This is a genomic window from Streptomyces sp. NPDC056061, from assembly GCF_042266885.1.
In the GTDB taxonomy this organism is placed as follows: Bacteria; Actinomycetota; Actinomycetes; order Streptomycetales; family Streptomycetaceae; genus Streptomyces.
In genome coordinates this window covers 1-13,072 of record NZ_JBHJWQ010000065.1, presented here as the reverse complement: position 1 = coordinate 13,072, position 13,072 = coordinate 1, and the positions used below count along the sequence as shown (strand labels likewise).

General features: G+C 66.1%; 20 protein-coding genes and 1 tRNA gene. All 21 read left to right on the top strand.

Annotated features, from left to right (window positions below):
* The first annotated feature begins 493 nt into the window (after positions 1-493).
* The 21 genes from ACFC79_RS37815 (at position 494) to ACFC79_RS37715 (ending at position 12,980) form a co-directional block, all read left to right on the top strand.
* The gene (locus ACFC79_RS37815; protein WP_376249763.1) at positions 494-1,066 is read left to right on the top strand and encodes a hypothetical protein; all 573 of its coding nucleotides are present in this window, start codon (positions 494-496) and stop codon (positions 1,064-1,066) included.
* A 357-nt stretch (positions 1,067-1,423) separates the two neighbouring features.
* Positions 1,424-1,597 carry a hypothetical protein gene (locus ACFC79_RS37810; RefSeq protein ID WP_376249761.1) on the top strand — a complete coding sequence of 58 codons (174 nt, stop codon included), beginning with the start codon at positions 1,424-1,426 and terminating at the stop codon, positions 1,595-1,597.
* 103 nt (positions 1,598-1,700) lie between these two features.
* Positions 1,701-1,773 (top strand) — tRNA-Phe (locus tag ACFC79_RS37805).
* Between the two features lie 115 nt (positions 1,774-1,888).
* Complete coding sequence (locus ACFC79_RS37800; protein WP_376249759.1) at positions 1,889-2,317, top strand: hypothetical protein; 429 nt, start codon at positions 1,889-1,891, stop codon at positions 2,315-2,317.
* Positions 2,318-2,525: 208 nt separating this feature from the next.
* Positions 2,526-3,137: a hypothetical protein gene (locus tag ACFC79_RS37795; RefSeq protein ID WP_376249757.1), complete on the top strand. Its 612-nt coding sequence runs from the start codon at positions 2,526-2,528 to the stop codon at positions 3,135-3,137.
* Between the two features lie 409 nt (positions 3,138-3,546).
* Positions 3,547-3,876 (top strand): hypothetical protein, encoded by a 330-nt coding sequence (locus ACFC79_RS37790; RefSeq protein WP_376249756.1) that lies wholly within the window; start codon positions 3,547-3,549, stop codon positions 3,874-3,876.
* 202 nt (positions 3,877-4,078) lie between these two features.
* Complete coding sequence (locus tag ACFC79_RS37785; protein WP_376249754.1) at positions 4,079-4,516, top strand: SsgA family sporulation/cell division regulator; 438 nt, start codon at positions 4,079-4,081, stop codon at positions 4,514-4,516.
* A 256-nt stretch (positions 4,517-4,772) separates the two neighbouring features.
* Positions 4,773-5,042 carry a hypothetical protein gene (locus ACFC79_RS37780; RefSeq protein ID WP_376249752.1) on the top strand — a complete coding sequence of 90 codons (270 nt, stop codon included), beginning with the start codon at positions 4,773-4,775 and terminating at the stop codon, positions 5,040-5,042.
* Between the two features lie 34 nt (positions 5,043-5,076).
* Complete coding sequence (locus ACFC79_RS37775; RefSeq protein WP_376249750.1) at positions 5,077-5,412, top strand: hypothetical protein; 336 nt, start codon at positions 5,077-5,079, stop codon at positions 5,410-5,412.
* A 152-nt stretch (positions 5,413-5,564) separates the two neighbouring features.
* The gene (locus ACFC79_RS37770; RefSeq protein ID WP_376249749.1) at positions 5,565-5,801 is read left to right on the top strand and encodes a hypothetical protein; all 237 of its coding nucleotides are present in this window, start codon (positions 5,565-5,567) and stop codon (positions 5,799-5,801) included.
* A gap of 346 nt (positions 5,802-6,147) precedes the next feature.
* A complete protein-coding gene (locus ACFC79_RS37765; protein ID WP_376249747.1) occupies positions 6,148-6,651 on the top strand; it encodes a hypothetical protein in 504 nt (167 codons plus the stop codon).
* Positions 6,652-6,681: 30 nt separating this feature from the next.
* A complete protein-coding gene (locus ACFC79_RS37760) occupies positions 6,682-7,305 on the top strand; it encodes a hypothetical protein (RefSeq protein WP_376249745.1) in 624 nt (207 codons plus the stop codon).
* Positions 7,306-8,059: 754 nt separating this feature from the next.
* Positions 8,060-8,437, top strand: a complete 378-nt coding sequence (locus ACFC79_RS37755; protein ID WP_376249743.1) for a hypothetical protein — start codon at positions 8,060-8,062, stop codon at positions 8,435-8,437.
* A gap of 25 nt (positions 8,438-8,462) precedes the next feature.
* Complete coding sequence (locus ACFC79_RS37750; protein ID WP_376249742.1) at positions 8,463-8,723, top strand: hypothetical protein; 261 nt, start codon at positions 8,463-8,465, stop codon at positions 8,721-8,723.
* A gap of 88 nt (positions 8,724-8,811) precedes the next feature.
* Positions 8,812-9,381, top strand: a complete 570-nt coding sequence (locus ACFC79_RS37745; protein ID WP_376249740.1) for a hypothetical protein — start codon at positions 8,812-8,814, stop codon at positions 9,379-9,381.
* 66 nt (positions 9,382-9,447) lie between these two features.
* A complete protein-coding gene (locus ACFC79_RS37740) occupies positions 9,448-9,954 on the top strand; it encodes a hypothetical protein (RefSeq protein WP_376249738.1) in 507 nt (168 codons plus the stop codon).
* Positions 9,951-10,415, top strand: coding sequence for a hypothetical protein (locus tag ACFC79_RS37735; protein ID WP_376249736.1), 465 nt, complete (start codon positions 9,951-9,953; stop codon positions 10,413-10,415). Before ACFC79_RS37740 ends, ACFC79_RS37735 begins: the two co-directional genes overlap by 4 nt.
* Positions 10,412-11,113 carry a hypothetical protein gene (locus ACFC79_RS37730; RefSeq protein WP_376249734.1) on the top strand — a complete coding sequence of 234 codons (702 nt, stop codon included), beginning with the start codon at positions 10,412-10,414 and terminating at the stop codon, positions 11,111-11,113. Before ACFC79_RS37735 ends, ACFC79_RS37730 begins: the two co-directional genes overlap by 4 nt.
* A gap of 123 nt (positions 11,114-11,236) precedes the next feature.
* Positions 11,237-12,028 (top strand): hypothetical protein, encoded by a 792-nt coding sequence (locus ACFC79_RS37725; protein WP_376249733.1) that lies wholly within the window; start codon positions 11,237-11,239, stop codon positions 12,026-12,028.
* On the top strand, positions 12,025-12,561 hold the full coding sequence (locus tag ACFC79_RS37720; protein WP_376249731.1) for a hypothetical protein: 537 nt from the start codon (positions 12,025-12,027) through the stop codon (positions 12,559-12,561). The genes ACFC79_RS37725 and ACFC79_RS37720 overlap by 4 nt, the downstream gene beginning before the upstream one ends.
* Positions 12,558-12,980: a hypothetical protein gene (locus ACFC79_RS37715; RefSeq protein ID WP_376249729.1), complete on the top strand. Its 423-nt coding sequence runs from the start codon at positions 12,558-12,560 to the stop codon at positions 12,978-12,980. The genes ACFC79_RS37720 and ACFC79_RS37715 overlap by 4 nt, the downstream gene beginning before the upstream one ends.
* Positions 12,981-13,072: the final 92 nt, after the last annotated feature.

The window sequence follows — 13,072 nt, the reverse complement described above, 5'->3', positions numbered from 1 at the left end:
TACCGCTTCGTGTATTTGCTTCCCACCTGGTGCTACTTCCTCTGGAACCTCAGGTCCCAGTCTCCAGGTGTCCACGATCAAGGGGAAGCTTCAATTCCGTCGTTGTGATTGTCAGCCGTCCGTGCCCCAAGGGCGACGAGCCGATGATGTTCGCACGCACGCTCGGACCGTTCGCCGACAAGGGCGAAGCGCGCAACAAGGCCGCCGCACAGCGCCGGCGCTGGAAGAAAGCTCTTAGGAGATGCATCCGGAAGAACCGTGACCCCTCACTGATCGACCAACCCCAGAGCAACGCCCACCCGTTCGCTCGTGGGAGAGCTGGCCTCGGTGCAGGGGTCGGCAAAGCCGACCCGGGTGTTGAGAAGGCTTCAGAACGGGCCGGGCGTCCAGGCACACGACCCGTTCTGATTTTCGCTCACGTTCCGCAACGTCCGTCGGCTCGAACCGCTTATTCCGGCGCATTCCCTGACTGGCCTCTGAAAGGACCGTACCCATGCCCTTCGAGATTTACCGTCCCGAGCCGGGGCAGCCTCAGCGCAAGCAGGGCCCGGCGAAGCTCACCGTGGCCCATGCCGAGAACGGGCGCTCGCAGATTTTCTTGTCGGCAGCGACCCGGAACTGGCTGTGCCCCACGCCCGGCGACCCCGGTGCCCGGTACCCGGCGAACATGCCGGCGATGAATCTCGTCCTCCTGGTGGACCGGCAGGCCCGCGAGCTCATGCTCCAGCGGTGCCCTGACGACGAGACCGGCGAACACGTCTATGTTGTACGCGGGTTGACGGCTGGCAGCACCAGCTACATCACTGGCTGGAAGCTCGACGAGGCCCTCGGCATCAAGGCCGGTCACTACCTCTGCGATCTGGTTCCGGATGCGCCTGACGACAAGGAGGGATCCTCGCGCGCGGTCATCATCTCGATGGATTCCCGCGTCGCAGCCGCGCGGCAGCGGCCGACCACGCGACGCGCCTCGGCGCAGCCGCACGCTTCTCTGCCCTCCGACACCGACGAGCAGCGCATCACCCAGCTCCGCCCGGTGACCGGCGAAGATGTCACCGGCGCCGCGTAGAACCCGTCACGCACCGCCCGCCCGAACTGTTTCCCCGAGCCCCGTGCCCCGTGCCCGGCAGAAAGGCTCCGTTGCCCTACCAGCGGACCGACCATCCGATCACGGTCGGAAGCTCCTCGTCCCGGAGATCCTCGCCACCCTGATCGAATCCCGGCGGCCGCACGAGCCGTAGCGCCGTGAAAGCGGCGATCCGCCGGTCTCGGCCGCTGAGAGGGCGGCCGACGAGCATCGAGTGACGCTCGACACCACGCTCGAGCTGATCATCGCCACCGGCTGCCGATCGATGCCGACGCCATCGCCACCGCAGTGCGCCGGCCCAGGAGCAAGCCACCGGCCCCGGGACGGCTACGTCGAGATATGGGCACGATCGTCGCCGAGCTCGACGGTCTGATCGACAGTCTCGGTGGCCGCGTCGGACGGCAGGAGATTATCACCGATCTCGCAGCGCTGCGTGACCGCATGTGTGGTGGTCCTGAGCGGGCCGGGCGTCTCGATGTAACGGTCGGCGCAGCCGACCCGGGTACGAACTGAACCTCCGCACGGGCAGCAGGATCTGTCCGGCCGTCACCACATCGGTCTGCGCCCGCTACGGGCGTAAGGCCGGACGATCCTGCGGCATCGCACCGTCGCCCCCGCCGTCGTAGCTCAGTTGGAAGAGCGGCCGCCTGAAGATCGGCAGGTCCGAGGTTCGATTCCTCGCGTCGGCACCGGCCCCCGAGAGCACCCCCTCCCCTCCCCAGCTCTCGGGGGCTCCCCAGTTCACTCCCGATTTCCCGAGACGGCTCGCATGGAATCGCGGCCCCGGCAAGGAGAACACCCCACATGAGCAACGTATTTGTCCCGCCGCACATCCAGTCTCTGTCCGTGATGAAGGAAAGGGCCGAGAGCGTCGCCGCCGAGGTGAAGCACCTGGCCGACGCCCTGCGCGTGGAGTACACGCGGCAGTTGCTGCAGAACACGTTCCCCCGGCACACGCGCGCTGTGTTCACCCGCGACTTCGACGAGGACGAACCCACGCTCACCAGGCTCCTGTCCGCCGACGACGAGGTCGCCACCCTGGACCTCTCGAACCAGGGTGAGGACTACCACACACTGACGAATGAGCTGAAGACGGTCGTCAACGAGGCGGAGCAGCAGATCACACGGATCGGTTCCGACATCGACATCTTCGAGCATCTCGACCCCGGAGAAGTGGAACGCGACGACGGGATCGATTTCATTCTCGATCTCACCGCAGGGGCAACGGCATGAGTACCAAGCTGTACAACAGGCTGTGCCTCGTTGATCCCCGCACGTTCTGTTCGACGTTGTCGGCGAGATCGAGGTCGGCATCCAGGTCCGTCTACGAAGACGGGACCGGAGGATCGAAGCCGAGGAGGCCGCAGCCGATCAGTTCGTCCACAAGGACAGAAGATCTACGCGAAAAAGCCACCGACGTCGACGACGAGGAGATCCGACCGTGCGCGAGATCATGACCGGTTGCGACATCGACAACCGGATCAGCTTCCATGGTCACGGCACCCATGTCGCCCAGTACCCCTGGCCCGACGAGACAGGTGTCAGTGCCGGAGCTGGCGTGGTCTTCCGCCGCGATCCCAAGCCGGGGGAGGCGGCCTCTTACACCACTCTGTTCATGGAGGTCTACCCGCCCGGTGCAGCGTTCATCCGCGGCGAGGGCACCACTCCGCAGGAGTGCGAGGACAACGCTTGGACCCAGTACCAGCTCGCCCTGAACTGCACCAACGGCAGCAGCTGCCATGACTGGGAGGCCCGCGGCTACCGGAACGGCGTTGGCTTCTGCTCGCGCTGCGACACCTTCGGCTCCCGGGTCTTCAGCGGCGAGCAGCTCGGGCAGTTCTGCCGGGTCTGCAACGTCGGGACCACCTACTACTGGGAGCAGGACGAAACCACCGGCGAGTGCGCCTTCCTCTGTGAGGACCATTACGAAAGGCCGGCCAGCGGACCCGGAGGTTGCGAATCGCTCAAGCGCCTGTTCGAGGAACTATTCGGTGAGCCCGAGAAGCGCCGGGAGGACGCCACCATCACTGACGACGGGAGGGAATATCCGTGAGCACGAAGTCACCGAAGAAGTACCTCAGCTCCCGGCGTACCCAGGTCAATCCCGAGTGGCTCGCGTGGGACGACGAGCGCCGGAGGCACACCGCGGACGAGGGGTGGCAAGTCGCCGCCTCGATCGGTGCAGAACCGTCAATGTACTTCCCTGAACAGGACGGCAAAGCTATCCCGGAGGACGGCGCGTGGATCATTGTGGTCGAGGAGCCCGTGACCGAGCTGCGCTCCCGGTTCCGGATCCCACCGCTGAGCATGTCGCGCGCGCTCCCGCATGAACTGAACTCCGTTGCGATCACCGTCGGTCACGGAGAACAGGCTGTCCAGGTGCACCCGAAGCAGGCCGTCATCGCCACACCCGGGGGGACCTGCACCTCTGGCCGCACGAGTACATTGTCGCCGACCACCCGATGCAGCTCGCCCCGGATCCGGAGGCGACGCTGCATTCGCTGGGCGGACAGCCTGTGCTCGACGAGCAGGAGCTGTTCTACCTGGTGAGCCGCGGCATCCCCAGGCATGACGCCGTGATGCTCCTGTTCGAGAAGGTCGCCTCCCTGGACTTCGTCTACGTGACATTCCCCGAGGAGATCACCACGCTCCTGGCCGGTGGCGGTGAGAGCCTGCGCCGGCACATGGCGCTGAACCCTGATCGGTCCCACCCAACTGACGAGAAGACTGTGGGGCCCCAACCTGGTCATGGCGATCACGATTGCGCCAGTGATGACTGCCTGGGCCCTTGACCGCGGTGGCGGGATCGCAGCATCTGCTGTGTCCTTCGGCATTGAGGTCGGAAGCGTCGCCCTGTGCTGCCCTCTGAACTCCAGCATTACTGAGGTCAAAACGTCACCCGCGATCCGCGAGTCACGACCGCCGCGGCTATCCCGACGACGGTGATCCGAGTACTCGATGCGGTCGACCGCCACCACTGAGGAGATCAATTCCATGAACACTGAGGTACAGGAGCCTGTCACGGCGGCCTGCGCGATGAGGCTTCACCTGCCGCAGCCGTACACCTACGTTCCTCTTACGGCGTTCCTTCACTACTCACGGCAGGATCCATACGCCGTGCGTGTGACTTTTCGATTCAGCACAGGGGATGATCCAGTAGTCTGGTACATAGGGCGAGACCTGCTCCGTGATGGCCTCGCCCACCCGACAGGCGAGGGCGACGTACAGATCAGTCCTGATCCGGAGTTGGCCGTCATCGTCATCGGTCTCAAGGTCGACAACGACAGTGCGACCCTGACAACTCAGAGTCGACCGGTCGAGAGCTTCCTCCAGCGGACGGTCGAGGTTGTTCCATACGGATGTGAGTCCAGGGCGCCGGGATTCGTCGCTCAGCGAGAGGCTGCGTTGGCACGTCTTTTGGCTGACCACTGAAAGATGCAGCGTCGACCGGAGTGAAGGTTCGGCGCAGTCGGGCGGTATCCGAGAGGTGTGGACCTCGCTTCGCCGGAACCATCCTGGGGCTGTACGCCCTCGTCGACGACCGCGGCCGTCGCTTCTCGGGTCGTTCGCTGCGCAGTGGGTTCCATCCTGCCCCAACGACCGATCCAGCACCCGTCGTACCCGAGCCTGAAGGACGTGCCGCTGCCGTGAATTTCTCGGAGCAGATCACATGGTCAAGGACCGAAACATGAGCGTGACCGTTGGAGAGCTGCGCAAGGCCATCGCCGGCGTGCCCGACGACTACGAGGTCGTCCTTGTCGACGTCGACGTGGATGACTGCGAGATCGCCGAGGTGTACATCGCCTCGCAGCACCCTCCGGCTCTGGGCACCCCCGGTCTGCTGGTTCTGAAAGGCGGCCAGATCATCAGCAGCGAGTACCACTATGGCCCGAGGCTGGACGTGTCGTTCAAGTTCCCGCAGCCGTCTTGGAACACGCGCACGCAGACGTGGGGCTGACATACAGGTCGCTGCACGACCACCGTATGACCTCGTGCGGCGGGAGATCGACAGCGACGAAGGCGTCTCTCCAGTCCAGGCTGCCCCGGAGGCCTGGCAGAAGAAGTTCCGCCGGGATAACGGACAGCGGTCCAACGAAGACGCCTGCGTCTCCACCAGCATCATCGACGCGCCCACCGGCAGGAGCATCGAGATCGACCTCAGCGACAAACAGCACGCACAAGCGCTTCCGCTGATCGAGCCCGAGCCGGGACACCGGTGGCGCGCAGCGGGCGGCACAGCCGCCCCGGACGGCGACATGACGCGGGGCGATCAGAAGCCCTGGGGGCGCCGCGTTCCCAGGGCTTCTGCATTCCTGCGCCCGCCGTGAGCGCCACGGGACCTGGGCGTATCCATCCACACTGAAGGGGTGGCAGCACGTTGCAGGACTTTACCTCCAGCAGGACCCGTAGGAGTCCCAAGCCGGGACCGGCGGATCAGAACACCGGGTTCGCCAGACCGGGCGTCGACGACGACCCGGGTATGGCGGACCTCAAGAATGCTGTCGCGCGGAACCTCGCCCCGACGGGCGTCACCAGCATCACCTTCGTCGAGCCCGGCGAGATCACCGATGCCCGCAACCAGATTCGAGGGCAGGAAGACGCCTACACGCACGTGAGTGACGGCACGTTCCATGGCTGCCTGTGCGGCTACACCGTGCAGCACGCCGCGCCGCCCGGGGCACCGGATTGTCCGGCGTGCGTGCTTCTCGACGCGTGAACGACGCAGTCGGCGCTACCGACCTCCGCGCGGCCCTCACGGGCGGCGTTGTCGACTCCTGCACCGACGTGGCAGGACAGCAGCGAACGAGAGAGCTGACAGCCCCTGTAGCGCCAGATGGAAGAGGTCCGGGACATCATCAACGGCGTGCCGGCGTAGATGACTTCGACCATTGTCTTGGTGTCTTGGCGCCGCGGAGTGCCGAGGCTGGTCGCGGCTATGCGCGACATGCAATCGGTTGGGGCGAGTCTCCGACCGACCGCGGGTCGCAAGGGGCGGAACAGCAATCGGCGCCGCCATTTCGGGTGGCGCCTTTTTCATGCTCAAAGCTGAGGGGGCGGAATCTGTGACCGTTGAAAAGCGGATCAAGATGGTGCTGCCGGACGCCGAATTCATCGGCACACTGATCGAGTGGGCCGAGGACGAGATCCAGAAGGCGCAAGACCGCCACGGCGAGCCGAAGCCCGGCCCCGGTGAGCGGGGGACGGGACCGCTCTGGAACAGCTTCAGCCTGCTCAAGGCGGACGGCAATGAGACGCTCCGGCTCGAGCCGCTCTACCGGGCGCACTGCCGCGAGATCTTGGAGCGCGTGGCCAAGGGCCAGGACACCCGGCCAGGCACGGACGCGGAGTTGATCGTCCTCATCCATGAGGCGAGCCTGGTCGCGCCCATGACGTCCGGCGCCGAGTGCCTCTACTTCCGACTGCTTGACCGGTCGGTGCCCGAACTTGCCCGTGCCGCGGCCCCCAAGATCGACCTGGGGGCCTACGAGAAGGTGCACGGCCGTGCAGCGGACGACTTCGAGGCCGAGCTGCGGCACAGGCTCCGCCGGGACGACCGGAAGAAGTGATCTAACCACAGTCTGTATGGAAGGCAGCCCATGGATTTCGATGTGATCGTGCACCACATGCGCCCGCCCCAGGTCAGCGCCCCGACCGAGCCGCTGACCGGCGCCGAGGCGAACATCCGTATCCGGGGACTCGTCGTGAACAGCATGGCCGACGAACTGTGGATGTACGAGGTGCCCGATCGGGACGGCACCCCGTTGCGGATCGTGGCCCGAACCCAGCGAACCGGGAAGTGGGAACTCCATGGCCCGCGCGTGGTGCGCGAGGTCTACGAGCAGGCCGTGACCGGCAGCCAGGTGCACGAACTCGACTGGCTGGAGCGCGGGGGGTACGAGCCGCCCGCGCCGACGCGACAGCCGGTCAAGGTCGGCGACCGCGTCACGGCCATGGTCGACGGCTACACCGTCGGGCCCGGTCTGGTCTCCGCGATCGAGTGGAAGGTGCACCCGATGCAGGCCCACTACGGCCTCCCGCCGCTGTGGCACTGGGAGTGGCGGGTGGTCGTCTGGTTCGGCGGCGACCGGACGCGCGAGGGCGTGTGGAAGGACTTCTGGGTCGGCAAGGCCGACGACGCGCTGCCCGGGACGCGCGACATCTTCGAACCGATGTGGGCGCGGCTGGAGGCCGAGTTCGGTAAGCACCGGGCGACCGATTAGCAAGCGGTCGGTACGACAACTGCATCAGCTGGCGGAAAGGGAGCCCCGGCGCGTTAATGCCGGTCGGCTCCGTTTCCGCTGTCCACTCTGAGTTTCTGGGCCCATCCATTGAATGGGCTAGGAGGTAACTGTGATTCTGAGTGCAGTTCTCGACAGGCTGGCCGCATGGCGCGACCGGCGTGAAGTGCAGCGACAGCAACTCCAGGCGGCGGAGAATTTCGTCTGGGTCTGGGCCGACGTCGTCGACCCGGACAGCCACGAGTACGGGGCAGAACTCGGCTGCGCCGAGACGGCGCTGCTACCCGTGCGCGGATGCCAAGCAGCGCACGGAGATGCAGTCGGCCGACGCGTGGACCGGCTACATCGGCAGCGACCGGCAGTGCTTCACCACCTGGTCCGGTGGCCTGCTGGGCAAGGTCACCAGCTACACGGTCGAGTCGTGAGACCCGCACACGCCCAGCGGCGGCCAGTACCGGATACGACACGTGACGGTTCGCACCCCTGACGGTGCGACCTGGCGAGGCCGGAGCAGCACTGCGATGGACGTGATCACGATCCGGCGCGTGACGACTGACGGCAACGGTCCGAAGGCTCTTCGCGGCCTGCACAAGTTCTAGAGGGGGAGCACATGTTCACGGTCTGCATTCTGGAGCCCTGCTGCGTGATGACCGAGCCGGGGTACGACCCGGGCCCGCGGCCGGTGTGGAACCGGACGCCCGGCGGATGGCCGCCGAGCTGCGGGCACCCTCGGAGTGTGCGGCGAAAGGCGACGATCACCACCTACGAGGACGAGCGCGCGGCCGAAGCCTGGTTCAACGGAAGGGCGCGCGGCCGGTACTCGACCGACGGGTGGATGTTCGAGGGCGTCATGCCTCCGGAGGGCGAGCGGTTCCGCATCATGCCGATCGTCGGATCCCTGAATACGCACTATGAGCACGCAGCACCGTTCGAGATTCCCTTCCCCACCATCGCGATGGCTCGTGAGTACGCCGAGGACTACCACGAGTACCCGCACGGTGGGCGCAGCAAGCAGGTCCTCTACAACATCGTCGGTGACCAGGACACGATCGTGCGCTGGTCCTCGTACACGGTCCCGGTGGGTACGGAGCTGTCGTCGGGTGACTGGGCGTGACTCGATCGGTCCGCTCTGGTTCTTCATGCTCCAGCTCTACGAACCGCCGGGCGACCCCCGACTGGCCTCCTGGTCCAACACCTCTGACCGATACGTAGAACTCAAGCCGTGCCGTGACGGCAAGGAAATCGATCCGGTCGCCGAGTACTGCGTGCGGCATATGCAGGCGCGCACGCGGAATGGTCAGCCGAAGTTCCGTGTGGTGGTCAAGGAATTCAGCGGACGCGTATTCCGTGGGGCATTTGTGGTGTACATCGACGGCACCCGCACACCGATCGACGTCTGAGCTAACGGCGGTCCAGGACGCCGCAGCAACGCCGCGCCCCGGGGCCTTCGGCTGTCACCAGCTAAATCCATTAAGGGGAGGAATCAGCATGCGTTACATCAGGCCGAAGAAGGCCTACGTCAAACCCGGTGACACCGTGGTCGTCAAGCCCGGATATTCCGAGTGCATGATGAGCATGGGGTTGGCCGACAAGTTCATGCCGGTCCGAATTCTGGAGCACTCGGGATTCGGTCAGCTCCTGGACCCCAACACCGGCCGCGACTTCTCCATGCCGAATCCGCTCGGCTGGATGAGCTTCTACAAGGACGACACCGGCTGGTACTCGCTCGACGTCTACGAGACTGGCGTGGGCCACACCGTGACCCACACGACCGGTCGGTTCTACATCTACGCGGAGGGCAGGCAGCTCTACAACGTCCAGTCCCTGCGGTTCGAGGCGATGCGCGACGAGGCCCGCGAAATGCACGCCAGGGGCATCCCGAGCGCCGAGGTCCGGTTTGTGGAGAGCAGCGGCTTCCTGCCCTCCTGGTGGTCCCGCTCCACCGTCGTGCCGCTGGACACCGAGGTCCGCGAGAAGGTCACCGGCTCCGTCCGGGACACGTGGATCGACCTGCCGACCCATTTCAACCTGTTCGCCGGCCGCCACCACCACCTCTAGGAGCGCTGACGTGTGAGTGACACCTCTACTCCCCGCCCCCGTTGGGCGCGGAGCACGGACCCCCACATGCCGGGTGCCTTGCTGAAGCAGAGCCGAATCCAGATCGGGCGCGTTCTCTACTCGGACTTCACGCGCCTCTACTCGTGCTTCGCCGGTGAGCCGAGCCACGAGCGATTCCTGGGCTGCGCGGAAGACCTCAAGGCCGCCAAGAAGAGGGTCGAGGACGACATTGCGAAAAAGGACGCCGGGCCGAAGGTGTGGACCTTCTTCAGTACCGGTGAGGCGTACGGCGCCTGCCAGTGCCGGGACGACATCCGCGACGGGGACGTGTTGGTGATCGAGCGGGAGAAAGTCATCGGTATCGCGGAGACGTGGCCTTTCGCGCTCACCGAGGAATTCGGTGAACTGCACACGCTGAAGGACCACCTGGACCCGCGCACCTGGGAGAACGGCAAGCACGCGCCCGGGGTGGCCGTGGCCGAGCAGGAGGCCGCGCGGATGGGTGTGCCGCTGACCCGCGTGGACACAGCAGCAACCGAGCCGGCCGACGAAACCAAGGGAGACCGAGCATGACCACGCCCATCCAGGACATTCCGGTGAACTTCATGCTGTGCCCCATGGACAAGAGTGTGCAGGACCTGGAGCGGCTGGCGCCCGAACTGCCCGCCGTGATCCTGACGCGCGACTTCGTGACCCACACGGTGGAGTCGGCGCTGCTGCGCATACCGCTGCCGCCCGCCGTGCTGAGCCACGACCCTGCCACGCATCGGTACGTCGTTCGATCGGGCGGAGGCACCCTGGCCGCCCTGTACGAGTTCATGCGCCCGGGATCTGAAGCCCGTCTGATCGGTGCTGAGTTCGACCTTCCCGACGGATGTACGGGGGCCACGTTCGCGGAACTGCCCGGCCGGGCGAAGCTCCGCATCCGGGAAGCTCCCTTGAATCTGTTCGAGGTCGCCCCCGCCGCTTCGGACGCCCTGGTGGCCAGTCTGACTCGACGGATGACCGGCTGCCCGGGAGGTGGGACCGCATGAGCGTGGTCGGCTACACCTACCAGGCCGAGAAGCTGTGCCCGAGCTGCACACTCAAGGCGATGCGCGCGAACGGCATCAAGGTGCAGAAGGGCAAGCCGCACGAGGACGCGATCCGTCGCGCGGCGCAGAACCTCGGCATCGACTTCGACGACGAGCGCTCCTACGACTCCGGCGACTTCCCGAAGCCCGTTACCGAGGAGCAGTGCGAGACCGAGCTGATCGAAGTGCCCAGCGGCGAGCCCGGTACGCGTCACGCCATCTCGGATGAACGGTGCACCGGCGACAAGTGCGGGAAGTGGCTGGTCCTGGGGGAGAAGTCGCCGAGCGAGGCGGCGCTGACCCGGTACGTGCGTGACTCATACGAGCTGCCCCACGCCCTGGCCCGCCAGGTCGCCGGGCAACTGCGCTCGTGGGGACTCTCCCATCCGGAGTTCTTCGACGAAGACAACGCCCGCGAGGCCGCCGCGATGTTCCCGCACGATTTCGCGACTGTGGAGTTCCGGGGGAATCCGCAGCAGGTCGTCATGTTCCCCACGCCGCAGGTGGATGGGGGCGTGTGCTTCTACTGCGAGATGCCGTGGGAAGAGCACATGTTCACCTGCGACACGTGCGGGATCGACATTCCGGCACTCACCCCGCACCGGCACCAGGTCCCGGTCAAAGGCCAGCGCAAGCTCCCTCTGGTCCTGGCGCCGTAGCGCGACCCAGGACCAGGCCCGGTCGACGAGCAGCGAATGCCATGCTCCCCGATCAGGCATTCGGCGGGTCCGATTCCCGCGCCGGGCACTCAGGAATTCAACTGCGAAAGGCAGGGTGGGAAAATGGCCGCAAGCATGCGCGATCTGCGCGACCAGGCCCGGGAGTACCTGGGGTGGGAGAACCGTGACCCGGAGCGGTACGACATCAACGGGATCGTGCGGGACGCCTGGATCAACGGCAACGGTTCGGAGGAGACCTGGAAGACCGCCGTAGAGAAGCACCACCGGCGGTTCATGGTCGGGGACTGGGTGCGCATCACGGTGGAGGCGGAGGACGGATTCACCGAGCACCACTACGGCCCGATCGAGAACTTCCGGAAGCCCGACGGGAACTACTACCGGCGCAACGTGGCCCGGCCGTACGCAGCCTTTGTCCAGCCCGAGTACACCCGCAGCCACGTCGTGCCGCTGACCGACCTGGTCGAAGAGGCCAACGACTTCGAGATCATCACCGAGTGGTCAGAGGTCCACGAGGGCGGACCCCAGCACAACTACGGGGTCTACTCCTGCATGGGAGCGCACGGCCCCTACGCGCCGCCCGCCAAGGTGATGGTGATCCACAAGGTGTCCGGGCGCAGGAAGCGGTTCTGCGTCGACTGCAACACGGCCGAGTACCGGACTTGGCTCGCGGACGAGGCGCTGCACTTCCAGCGCAACTCCAGGCAGACGATCTCGGAGCTGCGCGCGAATCCGGAACTGATCGCCGGTCCGACCGCCGAGCCCGGCCGTTCCTGGGACGAGACGCCGGCCGACGAGTACCGGTCGTGGGCCGACACCTTCCCCTGGCTCGTCCCGGCCGCAGCAGCAGCCGTGTACACCGAGTGGCGTGACCAGCGCACGGCGGTGGCCGCATGAGCAGGCAACAGCGCTCTCGCTGGCCGGAGGTGAGCCTGCGCATCGTCCGACAGGGCAAGCCCAGCGGTGCGTACACCGACTTGCGCATGAGCATCGACGACCTGGAAGAGGCGGCCGCAGCGGAAGTCCGTGCCGGGCGGGCGCTGATGGTGGAGGTGCGCCTGATGGTGCGAACCGCTGCCAGTAGCCCGCTGGTTGTGCGGGACACGCTGTTCAATCGCGTCACCGAGCGCGAGTCCGTCGGCTTCTACCACCACCCCGAGCAGATCCTGGACCTGCTGCTCCGACGCGATGCGACCGACATGTGGGCGGCGGAGTTCGGGACCGCGGCGGGCGATCTCGTTCGCTGGCGCGGGCGGATGTACCGCGTCATCGAGCTGGAGGACATCGACCGCGAGCACGGCGAGGTCGGCTACCGCACCGGCTACGCGATCTGCCGCCGTACGGACAACCCGCCAGGAGGCCAATGCCACCCGAAGCGTCTGCGCGTGGACGAGCTGACGTGTGTCAGCACGGAAGGGAGGAACGCGTGAGCTACGACATGAGCGACCCGTGGGACCGCTACATGCTGCGGCACGACGGCTACGACTCCGACTCGGCATACGCACTCGCAGGCATGGGCTTTCCGGTCTGCGACTTCATGTGCTGCTTGGAGAAGCCCGGACCCGACGCCCCCCGCTGCGCCACGGCCCCCCATGACCCGAACGACCCGCCGGAGCAGCAGTGCCGGGGTGCAGCCACGCACACGCTCTTCTACTCGCAGCGGGACTGGGAGACGCAGATCCGCGAGTACTTCCACGAGCCCGCGTGCTTGCCGTGCGTCCGCAACTACCGCAGCCGGCCGGCACTCCAGGTGACGGCCTACCTGATCGGCGACGAGCCCACCCCGCTGCTCGTCCCGGATACCGCAACAACCCATCTGACCGGCCAGTTGGTCAGTAGGGAGAACTAGGGTCTGTTTCTCGGATCTCCTGACAGGGGTGGGGTGTTGAGGTCAGGGTGGTGGGATGGGACGTGGGGATCTGACGAATGCGGAGTGGGATC